This window comes from Photobacterium sp. GB-50 (assembly GCF_003026755.1).
In the GTDB taxonomy this organism is placed as follows: Bacteria; Pseudomonadota; Gammaproteobacteria; order Enterobacterales; family Vibrionaceae; genus Photobacterium.
In genome coordinates this window covers 205,342-222,410 of sequence record NZ_PYNX01000006.1, presented here as the reverse complement: position 1 = coordinate 222,410, position 17,069 = coordinate 205,342, and the positions used below count along the sequence as shown (strand labels likewise).

General features: G+C 39.4%; 13 protein-coding genes. 11 read left to right on the top strand and 2 right to left on the bottom strand.

All coding sequences use genetic code 11. From position 1 onward, the window contains the following. Nucleotides 1-474 precede the first annotated feature (474 nt). Both C9J41_RS10965 and C9J41_RS21920 read left to right on the top strand, forming a co-directional pair. A complete protein-coding gene (locus tag C9J41_RS10965) occupies nucleotides 475-1,677 on the top strand; it encodes an ion channel (RefSeq protein WP_107294561.1) in 1,203 nt (400 codons plus the stop codon). 91 nt (nucleotides 1,678-1,768) lie between these two features. Next, nucleotides 1,769-2,065 carry a hypothetical protein gene (locus C9J41_RS21920; protein ID WP_199194436.1) on the top strand — a complete coding sequence of 99 codons (297 nt, stop codon included), beginning with the start codon at nucleotides 1,769-1,771 and terminating at the stop codon, nucleotides 2,063-2,065. Between the two features lie 356 nt (nucleotides 2,066-2,421). Here C9J41_RS21920 and C9J41_RS21805 read toward each other — a convergent pair whose 3' ends face one another. Beyond that, nucleotides 2,422-2,592, bottom strand: coding sequence for a hypothetical protein (locus C9J41_RS21805; RefSeq protein ID WP_158259622.1), 171 nt, complete (start codon nucleotides 2,590-2,592; stop codon nucleotides 2,422-2,424). Between the two features lie 35 nt (nucleotides 2,593-2,627). Further along, a complete protein-coding gene (locus C9J41_RS10955) occupies nucleotides 2,628-2,936 on the bottom strand; it encodes a helix-turn-helix domain-containing protein (protein WP_107188500.1) in 309 nt (102 codons plus the stop codon). A 101-nt stretch (nucleotides 2,937-3,037) separates the two neighbouring features. Here C9J41_RS10955 and C9J41_RS10950 point away from each other — a divergent pair, with 101 nt between their 5' ends. The 9 genes from C9J41_RS10950 to C9J41_RS10910 all read left to right on the top strand — a co-directional run bounded on the left by C9J41_RS10950 (nucleotide 3,038) and on the right by C9J41_RS10910 (nucleotide 16,998). Next, nucleotides 3,038-3,565, top strand: coding sequence for a hypothetical protein (locus C9J41_RS10950; protein ID WP_107294560.1), 528 nt, complete (start codon nucleotides 3,038-3,040; stop codon nucleotides 3,563-3,565). Continuing rightward, nucleotides 3,559-4,935, top strand: coding sequence for a DEAD/DEAH box helicase (locus tag C9J41_RS10945; protein ID WP_107294559.1), 1,377 nt, complete (start codon nucleotides 3,559-3,561; stop codon nucleotides 4,933-4,935). Before C9J41_RS10950 ends, C9J41_RS10945 begins: the two co-directional genes overlap by 7 nt. A 122-nt stretch (nucleotides 4,936-5,057) precedes the next feature. Beyond that, nucleotides 5,058-7,517, top strand: a complete 2,460-nt coding sequence (hsdR, locus tag C9J41_RS10940; protein ID WP_107294558.1) for an EcoAI/FtnUII family type I restriction enzme subunit R — start codon at nucleotides 5,058-5,060, stop codon at nucleotides 7,515-7,517. 176 nt (nucleotides 7,518-7,693) lie between these two features. Further along, nucleotides 7,694-9,169 carry an N-6 DNA methylase gene (locus C9J41_RS10935; protein ID WP_107294557.1) on the top strand — a complete coding sequence of 492 codons (1,476 nt, stop codon included), beginning with the start codon at nucleotides 7,694-7,696 and terminating at the stop codon, nucleotides 9,167-9,169. A 2-nt stretch (nucleotides 9,170-9,171) separates the two neighbouring features. Beyond that, a complete protein-coding gene (locus tag C9J41_RS10930; RefSeq protein ID WP_107294556.1) occupies nucleotides 9,172-10,866 on the top strand; it encodes a restriction endonuclease subunit S in 1,695 nt (564 codons plus the stop codon). A gap of 2 nt (nucleotides 10,867-10,868) precedes the next feature. Further along, nucleotides 10,869-11,075, top strand: a complete 207-nt coding sequence (locus C9J41_RS10925; RefSeq protein WP_233220409.1) for a DUF262 domain-containing protein — start codon at nucleotides 10,869-10,871, stop codon at nucleotides 11,073-11,075. Between the two features lie 101 nt (nucleotides 11,076-11,176). Then, nucleotides 11,177-13,384, top strand: a complete 2,208-nt coding sequence (locus C9J41_RS10920; protein ID WP_107294555.1) for an AAA family ATPase — start codon at nucleotides 11,177-11,179, stop codon at nucleotides 13,382-13,384. A gap of 2 nt (nucleotides 13,385-13,386) precedes the next feature. Beyond that, nucleotides 13,387-15,969, top strand: coding sequence for a nuclease domain-containing protein (locus tag C9J41_RS10915; RefSeq protein WP_107294554.1), 2,583 nt, complete (start codon nucleotides 13,387-13,389; stop codon nucleotides 15,967-15,969). Between the two features lie 36 nt (nucleotides 15,970-16,005). Beyond that, nucleotides 16,006-16,998 carry a hypothetical protein gene (locus tag C9J41_RS10910; RefSeq protein WP_107294553.1) on the top strand — a complete coding sequence of 331 codons (993 nt, stop codon included), beginning with the start codon at nucleotides 16,006-16,008 and terminating at the stop codon, nucleotides 16,996-16,998. Nucleotides 16,999-17,069 lie beyond the last annotated feature (71 nt).

Below are 17,069 nucleotides of genomic sequence, written 5' to 3'. Positions count from 1 at the left end.
CTGACTAGCCCATATTGATAGTCAAAGAATTACGTAAAAATGGAGACCGTCAATTTCCCTCGGTAATTAAGCAAGCGACAAAGTCGCTTGGTAGTTAGGGTACGACAGAATCGCTTGGTGATCACATCGTTTCATTCGTTCAGGCTGAAACATTTCTGCCCCATTCTCATTCAGAGCAAATACTCATTCATATCGTATTAACGTGATTTGGGATTAGTTTTATTTACTGTGTATCACCAGTTATTATGAAACGTGGTGATTTTATCGCTTTAGTTCTGTTTTTAATAAGACTGATTAAATACATTTCTTACTTATCACATCCTCTCATTGAGCGTTAGACGTGAAAAATTGTTATCAATTTCATGATATATATAGATTATATCTAGTATGATAAAGGTTTTTATGTGTGTGTTTTTGCGCGAAAGTAAGAATGCTTATTAATATACTGTTAGGTGAAAAAGGTAAAAGGAAGATATGTACTTACCTGAAAAAGTAGAAAAAACTCTCATGAAGCTAGGGTGGGATACCTCTACAAATATCGCAGAGTTTTGGTTCGGAAATAGATGCACTATCGCAGAAGAGCTACGACGATTTTTTATCGATACCGAAATACAGAAATTTGAAACACAAATTAGATGGAAATCTGAAGCTGGGATTGAGTGTCAAAAAGCTGTTCTTGCTTACATTGAAAACCGAGTTAAAGAAATAGAAGAAGCTGCCAATGATGCAGTTAAAACTGGCACCTGGCATCTCCCCGAACATATAAAAACAATAGAATTTTCTTCATTTAGGTTCAAATTCAACGGCAAAGACTTATCTCTTGATGATTTTCAACAGATGTATGCTAATCCTAAAATCAGCCCTTCAGAAAATCTGATGGGCATAGATTTAAATGGTATAAAAATAAATCACTGCATATTAGTCAACACTTGTCTTGCTAACGCAAACTTAACTAATGCTCAACTAGGCTCTATCACATTTAGGGATTGCTCATTAAATGGAGCCATTCTGGTAAATGCTAGGCTAGGTCAGGTAAAGTTTCAGTGCTCATCTATGGCTGGAGCGGATATTGATGGAGCTTTTTTAAATGTCGTGGAGCTGAGCGATCAATCCGCCCCTGATGGACTATCTTACAAAAAAGTTTCATATTTATATTTATTAAAATGCTTATTCTTAGCAATATTCAGAAGTGGGATATTCTCTGAATCCCCCAAAAACAGTCAAAAACATACTATATTTCTGTTCAATGACACAGCTAAACTAACTAGCCCTTACAATTTATCATTCAAAAACTATGTAGACTGGTATCAATATATATTTGTCCAGCTCAGGAACTTTAAAAGGTTACCGATTGGTGAAAAACTTCTTTTTTCGTTTTCACTTATAATAACAAAATCATGGACCTCGTACGCTGTTCTAGGGATTTTTGCACTAATCGCAAACATAGTTTTCGCATTAATCTATCAGGTTAACTCGTGTGGTCTTAAAGGTTTTGACGGTAGCTTTCTTACTGCTTTCTATTACAGTGTGGTCACATTCACAACTCTTGGTTATGGTGAAATTACTCCGTTAACTGATTTCACAAGAATTATTGTAATAATTGAGGTTCTACTTGGGTATATCACACTTGGTAGTTTTGTTTTTCTTATTGGGCATAAGGTTAATGATAGATTCTGAGAAATATCACCTAACAAGTGCGTCAATTAGGACGCTCGCAAACTCGCGCCTATTACGCAGGCGTTAGGGCTCATAGGAAGATTCAGTGTAAATGAATGAAATGATAGAAAAGTTGGGCTTCGTTTTACTAGGAGCTCTCACGACTGGCATTTGTTATCTTATAAAGCGAAAAATCGAATCAAAGCCTGAATTAGAAATTTTGGATAAGCAGCAAAAAGTTCTAGATATACATAAAAAAATGAGTGAGCAAGGTTTAGATATCTCAGGCTTTAACCAATTTGCTCTCAATGCAAGGGGGCTTGCTGTAAAACCTGCTTTGAAAAGGGGGGTTAAACAGTCGACAGGAAAAATGAAAATAAATCTAGTTGCACGTAGGTGGTCGGTTTAACGTAACTGCACTTGGTATATATGAATAGAATTACCTCTAAATGACTGCCCACAGTGGCGGTCTTTTTCTATTCTTAAAGGAACGTCATGGAGGAGTTATCAAAACTTTTCCTAATACTTACCAGCCTAAATAAATTAGAAAGCCTAACAATGTTATGTCCAAAAACGAGCTAGCTTCCATGGCTAGCTTATGTCTTGTGTCGCTTGTTGTTCAGCCTAACCTTACTGTACGTGCTTTGTTTATATACCTTCAAAGTGTATTACCTTCAAGTAACTAAGACTTTTTAACACTAAGCTCAAAATACAAACCTAATATAGATACTTCTTACTTAGGTTTGATGAGATGGTACTCTCGCATTAACTATTCCGGCTTGAGAGTTTTTTGGCTTCAGCGATAGTTTTATTTTGAGTATCACAAACTACTGCCAGAATTTTTTTGAATATTTTCTCTTTTTCTTCTGGTGATGTATTTCTTACAAAGTTAGATAATGCAGTCGAGGCAACTTTATTAACTGTATCTTTTCTCATAACCTATTAATTAAATTCATATTTTAAATATCCTCTTAATTAGAGGAACACAACTTTTCAAGTAACGAAGCTTTATCTTCATCACTTAGCTTTTCAATGGCGCACACAAGTTCTGCACTTAATTCATTCTCACAGAAGAAATAATGCAGCGGAACACCTAGCTCTTCTGCCATACGCTTCAAAGTACCAATATCTGGGACATGTCGCCCTTTTTCATAATGATTCATTCGGCCGCTTGCAGAGCTTTCTTCCATACCTATTTTCACCCCTAAATCCTTCTGGGTGATTTTTGCTTTTTTACGCGCAGCTTTGAGCCTCGCTGGAATGGGGTTGTTGTATTCCACTTAGACATTTCTTTTAAACCTATAGATAACTTAGATTGTCTAAGTTTTACCGATTTTTGTATACTTAGCAATCCTAAGTTTTTATTGGTCTAAATTTACACATGAATACAATCATCAAAATAAATGCTCATATGTTTAACCTATTGATTGAAAATAAGATGGATGATTTTTCGGTGATAGAGCTTAGAGATGCGCTACTGAGTCAAGATGTGTCGTTTACTGATAAAGAAGAAGCAAGGCAATATGTCTATAGACAACTTCTATCGTTTGAAAAAAATGGATGGCTAACATCTTTAGGCAAAAGAAGAGATAAACGTTACTCAATAACAGATAAATTTAGAGCTCAATCTTTTGCGCCAAAAAGTGATGAAAAAGTAAAATCACCAAATTGTGTTGGCAACATTATTGAAATCCTAGTTCAAGAGAAAAAGGAGTATGAGGCTGAGCTCGCAATTACACTGGGCGAAGTAGAAGAATACCAATCACTGCTTAATCGTTTTCCTAATGACGAGGAAATATTGATCCCGCTTTTTGATACAGCTAAAGAACGTTCCGCTAAACTTTTGGGCAGAGTAAATGCATTAACAAATCGTTTGCAGGTAAAAAATACTAAGGTGTCCCTATGCTGAGGTTTTGGCAGTCGGAATGCGCTAATAAAGCGTTAGATAAATATATAAATGGACATTCACACTTCTTTTGCCAAGCAACTCCAGGTGCTGGAAAGACCATTATGGCTGCAGACGTCGCCAAATCATTATTGGATAATGATGAAATAGACTTAGTACTCTGTTTTTCGCCTTCTTCTGCAGTCGCAGAGGGAATTAAAGCGACATTTTCATCTTATTTATCATGCGCGTTTAGTGGCGGGTTAGGAACTTTAGGAGCATCGTACACATATCAAAGCATCAAATATCTTGATGATTCCTTTTGGGAAACGTTAAAGAAATATCGAATATTTGTCGTGTTTGATGAAATCCATCATTGTTCGTTTGATGAGGATGGGAAAAGTAATTCATGGGGAGAGCAAGTCGTATGTAAAGTACAGCGACTAGCTAAATATACATTAGCGCTATCTGGTACGCCTTGGCGCTCTGATCGTTTCCCTATCGCAATGGCGGAATATTCTGATCTTGAAGGAATGCTTGTCTGTGATTATCAATATACGTTAAATCAAGCTGTTAAAGATAATGTCTGTCGTCGGCCTAAGATTGTATTGGTTGATAATGAAGGTTTATCGATTAAAGATGAATCTAGTCACTCATTTTCATCAATTGCCGACTTACTTCAACATACAAAAGCGTCATATCAATCGATTATTCATAATCAAGCTGCTGTTATCTATATATTAAAATTAGCTTGTACAAAGCTCTGCGAGATTAGAAAAAGAACACCGAATGCAGCAGGGCTGATTGTTGCAGCTTCAGTATCACACGCTAAATGGATACAAAAGTTGTTAGATGTTGAACTTAAGCAAACTGTTTCTATCGTTACTTATCACCATCAATCTCCAATGGAAGAAATTCAACGTTTTAGAAATGATAAAACACAATGGATAGTCAGTGTGGGAATGATTAGTGAAGGTACTGATATACCAAGACTTCAAGTTTGTTGTCACTTAAGTGCGGTTAAAACTGAGTTATATTTTAGACAAGTCTTGGGGCGTATTTTGCGTGTAACTAATAGCGTTAATCAAGATGCATGGCTTTATACATTTGCTGAAAGTAATTTGGTCGAGTTTGCTGAGCGTATAGAGCAAGATATACCAGAGTCTTGTTTGTATATCGATGCAGCTCAGCCTGTCGAAGACATCATTAGTAACACGAAAGTAAAAGCAACTGAAAGTAGTACGACTACAGGTAGTGTCTGTTCTTCAATTTTAATTGATTGGGAAGACGAAGTGTCAAATAGCACTAACAGTAGTAGCGAAATGATTTATCAAGAATCTGAACGCATCAAATTAGGGCAATATAGAGAGCGAGTAATTGCAGCTTTTAGTTAATTAAAGTGAAGCTAACTATGTGATCAAACAACATAAATAACAAATCTTGTTACGATCAAATACTACTATCATATGAACTTTGTTATATAATCATCTGCAATAACAGATGGAATGAAAGTCACATGGTCGAAAAATTTTCCAAATCTCAGCTTTCTGAAGCCGACATTATTTCTAAATTTATCCTTCCAGCTATTAAAGCTAATGGCTGGAATGATATGACGCAAATTCGTCAGGAAGTAAAATTACGAGATGGTAAGGTCGTCGTACGAGGTCAAATTGCGGCTCGTAAAAAAGTGAAATCGGCCGATATTGTGTTGTACCACAAGCCGAGTATTCCGCTTGCCGTTGTTGAAGCTAAAGCTAACAAGCATGAAATCGGCAAAGGCATGCAGCAGGGGTTGGATTACGCATCATTGCTTGAAGTTCCATTCGTCTTTGCTAGTAATGGTGACGGTTTTATTTTTCACGATAAAACAAATCCAGCAAAGCTAGAGTCTGAAATTAGCTTAGAAGATTTTCCTTCCCCACAAATGCTTTGGGAAAAGTATTGCCAATGGAAAGGCTATACTGCTACGCAATTACCATTGATCACGCAAGATTACTATGACGATGGTAGTGGTAAGTCTCCACGTTATTATCAATTAAATGCGATTAATAAGACTATTGAAGCCGTATCTTCAGGTGAAAACCGAATCTTGTTAGTGATGGCGACAGGTACAGGCAAAACCTATACCGCATTTCAAATCATCTGGCGCCTTTGGAAATCAGGGGCTAAGAAACGTATTCTTTTCCTAGCAGATCGTAATATTTTGGTCGATCAAACCAAAAATAACGATTTTCAGCCTTTTGATACCGCAATGACCAAAATTGGTAATCGTAGTATTGATCCTGCGTTTGAAATTCACCTTGGCCTTTACCAAGCAATGACTGGACAAGAAGAAGACAAGAAAATATTTAAGAATGTCAGTCCAGACTTCTTCGATTTAATTGTTGTGGATGAGTGCCACCGGGGTAGTGCGTCAGAAGATAGCGCATGGCGAGAGATTTTAGAGTATTTCAGCTCTGCAACTCAAATAGGCTTAACTGCAACACCAAAAGAAACCGATGAAGTTTCTAACATCGAATACTTCGGTGAACCTGTCTATACCTATTCGTTAAAACAAGGTATTGAAGACGGTTTCCTTGCTCCTTACAAAGTGGTTCGTGTTGATTTAGACGTTGATTTACAAGGTTGGCGACCAACAAAAGGGCAAAAAGATAAACACGGTGAAACCATTACAGATCGAATCTACAACCAGAAAGACTTCGATCGCACCATGGTGATTGATGAGCGTACAGAATTAGTCGCTCAAACCATCACGAACTATTTAAAACGTACCGATCCAATGGCAAAAACAATTGTCTTTTGTAACGATATTGACCATGCAGAGCGTATGCGTCGTGCCATTGCCAACTGCTGTCCTGAGCAAATGGCTAAGAATGAAAAGTACGTAATGAAAATTACCGGCGATGATGAAATTGGTAAAGCTCAACTAGATAATTTCATTAACCCGAAAAAGGCATATCCTGTAATTGCAACAACATCAGAGTTGATGACCACAGGGGTTGATGCAAAGACGTGTAAATTAGTTGTTCTCGATACCACGATTAAATCGATGACGAAGTTTAAGCAGATCATCGGTCGTGGAACACGCATTGATGATCGCTACGGAAAATTATGGTTTTCGATTTTAGATTTCAAAAAAGCGACAGAGCTATTTGCTGATGAACGCTTTGATGGAACACCTGAGCGAGTAAAAGTGGCGAAGCCTGATGACTTTGAAAACCCAGAAGATCTGGATGATATTGTCAATGGCATTGATGACGAAGATACGTTAGAAACACCGTTTGACGATGATGATATTGATCCGAATACAATTTTAGAGCCGACACCACCGCCATATACACCATCAGGAGAGGACAAGACACCGCAAGGTGGAGATGAACCGGTTCAGGAAGAAGTGAAGAAATTCCATGTATCAGGTGTCACTGTCACTAAAATTGCTGAGCGTGTGCAATATTATGATAGTGATGGCAAGTTGGTGACAGAGTCATTCAAAGACTACACACGTAAAGCCATGGCAACGCAATTTTCCTCGTTAGATGACTTTACCAAACGTTGGAATGATGCCGATCGCAAGCAGGCAATTATTGATGAATTAGCTGAGCTTGGCATTATTTGGGATGCATTAGAGCAAGAAGTGGGTAAAGAGATGGATCCATTCGATATGATTTGTCATGTCGTTTACGATCAGCCACCACTAACCCGAAAAGAGCGTGCAGAGAACGTTAAAAAGCGTAATTACTTTACTAAGTACGGTGAAACAGCGCAGCAGGTGTTGAATAATCTACTTGAAAAGTATGCCGATGAAGGTGTGCAAGAGATTGAAAATATTCACGTTCTAAAAGTAAAACCGTTTGATGAACTAGGGCGCCCAATAGAAATCATCAAAAAAGGCTTTGGCGGCAAACCGCAATATTTAGAAGCAGTTAATGAGTTAGAAGCCGCTATCTATCAGCCTCAATTAGATCAATCCGCATAAACGATGACCCTTTCATCACATACTTGTATGAAAGGGTTGTTTTAAAACTAGTCGAGTAACTTGTAATTTGTCGTAACTGAGCAAATACCTATCAATTTAGACTGGTATCTATCAGTTATTTCAACATCTACTCTGTTATAATTCCCCACAATTTCAGTTAGCTAAAGTAGTAAAACATGTCTATCAGTTCCGTAATTAAATCTATTCAAGACATTATGCGTAAAGACGCAGGTGTAGATGGTGACGCACAGCGCCTTGGTCAAATGTCATGGCTATTATTCCTTAAAGTTTTCGATGCTCAGGAAGAAGAGCTAGAACTTGAACAAGATGATTACCAAGCACCGATAAACGAAAAATACTTATGGCGTAACTGGGCTGCCGATGCAGAAGGGATCACAGGCGAAAAATTACTTGAGTTTGTTAATGATGACTTGTTCCATCATCTAAAAAATATGCCCGTTAATGGCGAGAAAAATCCCCGTGGTTTAGTAGTAAAAGCCGCATTCAGTGATGCGTTTAACTACATGAAAAACGGCACATTGCTTCGCCAAGTGATCAACAAACTCAACGAAATTGATTTTACCGATTCAAAAGAGCGTCACTTATTCGGTGATATTTACGAGCAAATTCTTCGTGACTTACAAAGTGCGGGTAATTCGGGTGAATTCTATACGCCTCGTGCGGTAACACGCTTTATTGTTAATCGCCTCGATCCTAAGCTGGGTGAAACCATTATGGATCCAGCATGTGGTACCGGTGGTTTCCTTGCGTGTTCTGTAGATCATGTTAAAGAACATTACGTGAAAACGGCAGCAGATCACCAAACACTGCAAACCCAAATTCACGGTGTTGAAAAGAAACAGCTACCGCACTTGTTGTGTACTACTAACATGATGCTGCACGGCATCGAAGTACCAGTACAAATCAAACACGGTAATACCTTAAACAAACCGTTGGCAAACTGGGATAGCAACATAAACGTGATTGCGACCAACCCGCCATTTGGTGGTACAGAAGAAGACGGTATTGAAAAGAACTTCCCAGCCGAGATGCAAACCCGTGAAACCGCCGATCTGTTCTTACAACTGATTGTAGAAGTGTTAGATCAAGACGGTCGTGCAGGTGTGGTATTGCCAGACGGTACGCTGTTTGGTGAAGGTGTTAAAACCAAAATCAAAAAAATGCTAACGGAAGAATGTAACTTACACACTATCGTACGTTTACCAAATGGGGTATTTAACCCATATACAGGTATTAAAACTAACATTCTGTTTTTCACTAAAGGCAAGCCAACTAAAGACGTGTGGTTCTATGAGCACCCATACCCAGAAGGTGTGAAGAACTACAGCAAAACCAAACCAATGAAGTTTGAAGAGTTCCAGCAAGAGATTGATTGGTGGGGCAATGAAGCTGACGGTTTTGCAACACGTGTTGAAAATGAACATGCATGGAAAGTCTCGATTGAAGACATTATTGCGCGTAACTTCAACTTAGACATTAAAAATCCACATCAAGATGAAGTGATTGCCCATGATCCCCAAGAGCTATTGGCAAGCTACCAACAGCAGCAACAAGAGATCGCAGATCTACGTAACCAGTTAAAGAACATCTTAAGTGATGCGCTGAAATCATCAACTGGCAGCGAGGCGTGATCATGACCGTTGAATCGTTAATTACCCAGCACATTGATACGTGGACATCAGCGGTAAAAACCAAATCCACTTCAGGGCGTGGCAGCAGTAAAAAATTAGAGTTGTATGGCGTGAAGAAACTACGTGAGCTGATTTTAGAATTGGCTGTGCGTGGTAAGTTAGTGCCGCAAGATCCGAATGATGAGCCTGCGTCTGTATTGCTTGAGCGCATTGCGGCTGAAAAAGTACAGTTAATAAAAGATAAAAAAATTTCAAAGCAAAAAAAATTACCCAATATTACAGAAGACGAAAAACTAGAAAAGTTACCAGAAGGATGGCAGTTGTGCCGTTTTGGTGAACTTTATAATTTGGAGTACGGTGATAATCTTCCTAAAACCAAGCGTTCAGAATCTGGAGAATATCCAGTTTATGGTTCGAATGGTATTGTTGGTTCTCATAGCGAATTTTCAGTTAATAAAGGATGCGTTGTTGTTGGTCGTAAGGGGTCTGCTGGAGCTTTAAATAAAAGCATTACATCATGTTGGGTAACTGATGTTGCTTACAGTGTTACACCTCCCACTGGAATTACCCTTGATTATTGTTTCTTACATCTGAGCACTTTTGGATTAGATACTTTAGGTAAAGGTATAAAACCAGGCTTGAATAGAAATGAAGCAAATATTTTAATAGCTTGTATTCCACCAACAGAAGAACAACACCGCATTGTCGCCAAAGTCGATGAACTTATGACACTCTGCGATCAGCTTGAGCAACAAACCGAAGCCAGCATTGAAGCGCATCAGTTATTAGTGAGTACGTTACTCAACACATTAACGAACTCTGCTGATGCCGATGAGTTAATGGAAAACTGGGCACGTATTAGCGATCATTTTGATACTTTGTTCACCACAGAAGAGAGCATCGACCAGCTAAAACAAACCATTCTGCAACTGGCGGTGATGGGTAAGCTTGTCCCACAAGATCCAAACGATGAACCAGCATCTGTGCTGCTAGAGCGTATTGCAGAAGAAAAAGAGCAACTCATCAAAGAGAAGAAAATTAAAAAGCAAAAAGTGCTACCACCGATCGCTGATAATGAAAAGCCGTTTGACTTGCCGAATGGGTGGTGTTTTTCAAGATTAGAAAGCTTAAGTGAATTAATTACTAAAGGTTCATCACCTAAATGGCAAGGTGTTAACTATACAGAAAATTCTGAAGATGTCCTTTTTGTTACGAGTGAAAATGTAGGTGCATTTAAGCTTATTCTTGATAATGAAAAGTATGTTGAGAAAAGTTTCAATGATATTGAGCCTCGTTCAATTTTAAAAAAATATGATTTTTTAATGAATATTGTAGGTGCATCGATTGGAAGAACTGCACTATTTGATAGCAATCGTGTAGCTAATATTAATCAAGCGGTATGCCTTATTCGTTTATTTCCGTATCAAATAATTCCTGAATTTTTCCTAATTTTCTTTAATAGTCGTACTTGTATTTCCTATATGTACGATAAGCAAGTGGATAATGCTAGACCAAACTTAAGTATGGGGAATATATCTAAATTTCTTATACCTATTCCTCCTATACGAGAACAAAAATTTATTGTCGATAAAGTTAATAATTTAATGGAAATTTGTGATCAACTGAAATTGCGATTAAAAGGCTCTCAAATAACTCAACTACATCTCACTGATGCTATCGTTGAACAGGCTGTATAAGCATGGCCATTGTCTTCAATCAGCCTCAAACCATTGCGCAGTTGTTGGATAAATCACTCATCATTCCGGAGTACCAACGCCCTTATAAATGGCAACCAAAGCATGTTAATCAGCTGATTGATGACATTATTAATCACCGTACTAAGCCATGTTATCGGCTTGGTACGGTGGTACTGCATCAAGACAAAGCTCCAAAAGACTATTGCTAGACTGGCGGTATAAAACCTACATTTTCGGATTTTTTAACACATGATTGGCAGCTACAGTGCTGCTAACCTTCCCTTGTTTATATTTTGCTTGAATAGAAATCATGGATTTAGAACACGTTACTTATAACCTTGATGAGGTTAAAGGGCTCTCTGATGAAGAGCTTTACCAACGCCTTTATGATAGTTGGGGCTTGGAAAATCATAAAATTGATGTCTGGGGTGAGCTAAGTATTAACGAGGCAGGGAACTGGGCTGGTATCCGTAACGCAAAAACTCTTAGTGGCAACCAAAGCATAGAATACCCTCTGACTGATTCGCATGAATTGCAATCAGGTGTGTTTTTAAACCCATCAGTAGCAAAAATAGTGTTAGGTAATGACACTAAAGGGATGGTTGCTTGCGAACTGATGCTAGCATCCATCCCGCAAAGAGCTAAAAAAAATAACCCATTTTTATTAGCCGTCAATGATAAGACGGTTGAGCGTTTGACCTATCTGCCCGATGCATTACCTAATGTAGATCGGCAAGCCCTAATTCAAAATGAAGATGAAACACTCCTACGCAAAGTTATTTATGACGCAGAAGTTAAGCGCGTTAAACACAAAATCGCCTCAGAAACAGAAGCGTTAGAGGTAGCGTTGCAAGAAAAACAACAGGATATGACTGACAAGTTGGCGGAGTTGTCAGACGCATTCAAAAGTACACAGGATAAAATCACAGCATCAACGACTGAGCTTGAAAGCTCAATAAAGAGAAATGAAGAACTGAATAATGATAATCATCGGCTAAATCTGAAGATTGAAGAAAGCAAAGCTGAGTTAGACGTCATTATCGAAAAGAGCCGAAGAGTAGAGGAAAGTATGGCAAGAAAAGTCGAGAAACTAATAGATTTCATCAAAGAGAAAGCCATCTTCCTCAAGAATTTTGAGTTCTTGGATGAGGAAGATTTCAACTTTTTTGTTGGAAGCTCCTTGTCTAATAAGGAGCGTGGCGAGCATATATCTTTTTCGCAAGCTTTTAATTCTAACTACAGCGATGCAGTTTCATACATTCAAGCGCACCTAAAAGAACGAGATATTCTCTACCCTCGCCACATCATCGAGAACTTCATGACGCTTATTCGGGCTAATGATCTAATCATTTTGGCGGGCGACTCGGGTTCAGGCAAAACAAACCTAGTTCAGTCGTTTGCCAAGGCAATTGGTGGGGTATCGAAAATAATACCTGTTAAGCCAAACTGGACCAGTTCAGAAGACTTGTTGGGTTATTACAACCCGCTAGAGAAGAAATACTTGGCTACCCCCTTCCTTGAGGCATTGATCGAGGCTAAGCAAAACCCAGATGTTCCATACTTCATCTGCTTAGACGAAATGAACCTTGCCCGAGTGGAATATTACTTTGCAGACTTTCTTTCTAAGCTTGAAGAACGTAACGAGCAGCCGACTATTCAACTTTACTCGGATGATGAAGCCGCACACGTTCTCGCCGAGCTAAAAGGGGTTGTTTCGATCATTTCTAACGCGCAAGAAAAATTCAGTAAAAATGGTATCGTGGACTTCGTTGCGCTCATGCAAGACGAAGAGATTAACGCAGAGATGAAACGCGCATTTGGCTTTAGCGATAAAGACTCACTGATCAAATACCACGGTGACATCAGACGTATGTTGGCTGGTGTTCTCGGCACGCCTTCGTCGATCACGATTCCAGCGAACGTAAGAATAATTGGTGCTATCAATATCGACGAAACGACGCATTACCTATCACCGAAAATTCTCGACCGTGCGCACGTGATGAAGTTTAAGAGTCCTTTGCTGACCGACTGGGATGCCATTTTTGATGAGATTGACTCTTACGGACTAGACGACGTTACTTTGCCACTTGTATTTGATATTGCAGAGCTTGGTGAGCGCACCCCTTATCCGAAATTTGAACGCTCGAATGAATTCTGCGAGTTGTTTACGACCTTAAACCGAGATGTCTTTGACCCGCTTGGCGTGGAGTTTGGTATGCGTACCATTCGACAAGGGCTTAACTACGTAAGTTTGTTTAGCGATGTAAACGACAATAAGTCTCTGGCCATCAACAACTTTATCGTTCATAAGGTGCTACCAAAATTCACATTTGATGGTGATAAGCAAGTAGGCGATTACAGTAAAGCTGAGCTTGTTAGCCGTGTATTCTTACCTCGCCTTGAGTCGCTGTTGGATAATCAAGCAGAGATAGCAGCGGAGTTTTCTTGCACCAAATCGGTAGAGCGTTTGGTTAAAACGGCTGAATCGAATGATGGCGTTGTGAACTACTGGGCGTAATCATGGAAGCTGCATTCATTATCAAGTTTATCGAGACCAAATGGCACGATAAGCAAACCTTAGTCAGTGTTAGCGAGTCAGAGTACTCGTTAAAGCTTGAGTCCACAGGAAACAATGCGTTTTCCGCACATACCACTATCTACCCTAAAGTCGATGAACTGCGTTTTGCTCAACTTGCGATTAAAACTAGGCATTGTCAGCAATCACCGCCATACATTGCCATGCCCAATGGCGAAAGTAGGCAGTTAGAGTCGATTATCGATCCTGCCTCTAAAACTGTGTGGTGGGTTGAGCCTGCTAATTGGGATGCAAAACAACGGGTTTGGCGCAGTGAGGCGCGGCGAACGGCTGGTCAGATCGCGTTTGTTATAGGTAACTCGACACTAAAGCTTGATATTGATATTTCCGAACAGACTAAATCGGACCTTTCTCACTACCTATCAGATTTTAAATCGGACCTGTGGGAGCTGATCCTTGATGATAATAGCCATATTACGGGTGATGCAAAAAACTCTCAGGTTGCGGCAATCGATCAGGAAGCGTTGTCATTGGTCGCTTCAATTCTTAGCAATGCACAAACAATCCTCAAAAAGCCCAAAGTTGAGCTGAAAGAAGTTCAAGCATTGAAGCCGGCCAAAGTGGTACGCCCTGTTCCACGTACATTTATGGAGATTTGTACCAAAGGTTCGCGTAAACATTTAACGAGCCGCGCATCTGAGCCGATTTACAACGTACCCGAAAACCAGTATGTGCTATATGTGGTTTCGAGCACGCTGAGCATTGTAAAGCAATTGGTTAGGGTGGCTGAGAACAAAAAGAGTCGTTTTTCTGGTGCTATTGAAAAGCTTAATGAGCGTTTAGACAGTTTAAAAGACTATCGTATTATCAACCGTGACCTTGTAGTTAAAGACTTAGAAAGACTTAAAAAGCGCTTTGATACAGAAGTAATCAATGCCGAGTTGGCGAGTCAGTTAGGTGAAATTAATGCCAATAAGTACTTTTCACTGAATCATGCTGCCAAAGGCTACCTCAGACTAGAAAAAACAACAGGCTCTGAGAACGAGTGGTGGGCAAAAATCAAGCCATCCCTGCATGATGATTGGCAACAGTTTGAACTTAATGGACATACCATTTTTAGGTCTGGTGAGCATTACGCGAGCTTGTTTAAGCCATACAGCGACTATGACATGGTGGCAATTATGCCTCCTCCCTCTAGGAGAGGAACAGCTTCGATTTTGTACCCAGAGTACATATCTAAACTAACGATTCTGGCGGATTCGCGATCACTCTTAAGAGATAAAGAGAAGTTTTCCAAGTTGCGCGAGCAAGGCATTGCTCTAAATGAAAATGGCTGGAAAACGAAGCTGACACCGGAAGAGCTCTCTGAACAGGAGAAAGAACGTTCTACCATCAATAAGCGCTTGGGTTATTTCGCAACTGAACATGAAAAGGTGGGAATAGTACACAAAGCGCTTGAGCCAAAACTGAAACCTTTCCAGCAAGTAGAAAAAGAATGGCGTCAGTGCAAAGTCAAAAGTAAAAGCACCTTTCCTAACTCTATGACTTTTGTGCAAAACCCTGCCTATCAAGCGGTTCACTCGGGTTTTAAAAAGTTAAAAGAGCAGATTGGCTTGGCCGATGAGGACATTTTGCTTTCGCTGGAGAAAGTCGAGGCGATTGGACTAGTCAACATGCCATTACTTTATGAACGTTGGTGTTTGTTGCAAATCATCAAAGTGCTGACTCAGGCATTCCGATATCAGCCAGAGGAAAACTGGAAACGAAAATTGATTGCGAATATTCAAGGCAATGAAGAACAAATCAGCATTCAGTTTTTCAACCCAAGTGTTTCAAGAGCTATCACTCTGCAATACGAACCGTTCTTAGCAAATGGCAAGCGCCCTGATTTTGTTTTGGATGTAGAAGCGACTACCAAAAGTGGTTATCAGGTTTCAAAGCGGTTAGTCGTCGACGCAAAGTACTATTCTGCTGCCTATCTCAAGCAAAGAGGTGGGATCGGTGGGGTTATCCATGAACTATATAAAGTTAAGGATTATAGCGAAGGCCAAGAGAATAACGTGTTTGTTCTTCACCCCGTGTTAGATGCGGTTGAGAAAGTCGTATCCCCTCAGGAATGGGCGAAAGACAGTTATTTAGGTGAGCTATCCATGTTTGATTGGGAGCCTACATACCATCAACGCCAGGCTACAAACTATGGTGCAGTATGTGCTAACCCAATGAAGTCGCAACGCTACCTTGATGAAATCCAACGTATGCTAGGGATGTTTTTGCAATATGGCATTGAAGATAATACGCCATCTCGTGCAGAGTCTGATGATACTCAAGCCATAAATTTCTGCGTGTCTTGCGGTTCAGAAAAAGTTTCTGATGTAACTAACTCAATGAGATCAAATCATCAAAAGCGTTGGTATCGATGTAATGAGTGTACTCAGTTTACCGTATATAACCACTGTGGTACCTGCAATGCACGATTGATTAAGAATGGCGAGTATTGGACCTATTTATCTTTGATGCCGATGTCTTCAATTAACATTAAATGCCCAAGTTGCGAATCGCCAGTTTAGTAAAAATATAATAAAATTAAAGGTATAAGCACAATAATGAGCCTCTATAATATCTCCAACAAAAATCTAACTGCTTTAACGCAAACTACTTTTGCAGCTGAGGGATTACTTGAACGTCAAGATTTACAAGAAGCGTTAAAAGGTTGTATTGGTGCTATTGCACCTGACTGCTTAGTTATTTCTGAGGAGTTTTCAGATTGGGAAGACAGTCGTCGGCGTATTGATTTACTCGCTATTGATAAAAGTGCCAACTTGGTTGTAATTGAATTAAAACGTGATGAAATTGGGGCTCATATGGAGCTTCAGTCTTTACGTTATGCGGCCATGATATCGACGATGACGTTTGATAAAGCGTGTTCTTACTTTGAAGAATATATCGAAAAAGAAGAGTTAGAGCTGAATGCGCGTCAAACTATTCTCGACTTTGTTGATTTGGATGAAAGCAGTTTAGATGACTTTGGCAATGATGTTCGTATTGTTTTAGCTTCAGCTGATTTTGGCAAAGAGCTGACAACATCAGTGCTTTGGTTACGTGATAAAGGGATTTATATTAGTTGTGTGCGATTAACGCCATATCGTTACAATGACGATGTTTTAATCAATGCAGAGCAAATCATTCCTGTTCCTGAGATTGAAGAGTATCAGGTTAAGTTTAGAGAGAAGCAGGTAGAACAACGAACGAGTAAAAAAACACAGCGTGATTACTCAAAATATCGTTTTAACGGGCAGGTTTACAATAAACGTAAATTAGCATTAGCGATTTTAACCCATTGGATTAACGTTAATAAGCCAACAGACTTAGCTGAAATCCGCCGAGCTTTGGAAGGTTATAACCTACAACGAGCGGTTGCATTATTTGATCAGATTACTGAAAAGTACCTAAGTCGTTACCATTCTTCTGAAAATGATCTTTTGACTTTAGATTCAGGGGAACTCATCGCTATTTCTAACCAATGGGGGGATAATATCCCTAGATTGCTGGAGGCTATGAGTCGTTACGGGATTCATGCTGAGAAGATAGAGAATTAAGTTTTTACGGGTATTAGATCGGCAATTTGAATCTTTTGGGTAATTAAACTGGAAATTATCAAATTAGGCGC

Bases quoted from the DNA above. Each gene is read 5' to 3' on its own strand.
- C9J41_RS10965 (WP_107294561.1), top strand. From the start codon at position 475: ATGTACTTACCTGAAAAAGTAGAAAAAACTCTCATGAAGCTAGGGTGG.
- C9J41_RS21920 (WP_199194436.1), top strand. From the start codon at position 1,769: ATGAATGAAATGATAGAAAAGTTGGGCTTCGTTTTACTAGGAGCTCTC.
- C9J41_RS21805 (WP_158259622.1), bottom strand. From the start codon at position 2,592: ATGAGAAAAGATACAGTTAATAAAGTTGCCTCGACTGCATTATCTAAC.
- C9J41_RS10950 (WP_107294560.1), top strand. From the start codon at position 3,038: ATGAATACAATCATCAAAATAAATGCTCATATGTTTAACCTATTGATT.
- C9J41_RS10945 (WP_107294559.1), top strand. From the start codon at position 3,559: ATGCTGAGGTTTTGGCAGTCGGAATGCGCTAATAAAGCGTTAGATAAA.
- hsdR (WP_107294558.1), top strand. From the start codon at position 5,058: ATGGTCGAAAAATTTTCCAAATCTCAGCTTTCTGAAGCCGACATTATT.
- C9J41_RS10935 (WP_107294557.1), top strand. From the start codon at position 7,694: ATGTCTATCAGTTCCGTAATTAAATCTATTCAAGACATTATGCGTAAA.
- C9J41_RS10930 (WP_107294556.1), top strand. From the start codon at position 9,172: ATGACCGTTGAATCGTTAATTACCCAGCACATTGATACGTGGACATCA.
- C9J41_RS10925 (WP_233220409.1), top strand. From the start codon at position 10,869: ATGGCCATTGTCTTCAATCAGCCTCAAACCATTGCGCAGTTGTTGGAT.
- C9J41_RS10920 (WP_107294555.1), top strand. From the start codon at position 11,177: ATGGATTTAGAACACGTTACTTATAACCTTGATGAGGTTAAAGGGCTC.
- C9J41_RS10915 (WP_107294554.1), top strand. From the start codon at position 13,387: ATGGAAGCTGCATTCATTATCAAGTTTATCGAGACCAAATGGCACGAT.
- C9J41_RS10910 (WP_107294553.1), top strand. From the start codon at position 16,006: ATGAGCCTCTATAATATCTCCAACAAAAATCTAACTGCTTTAACGCAA.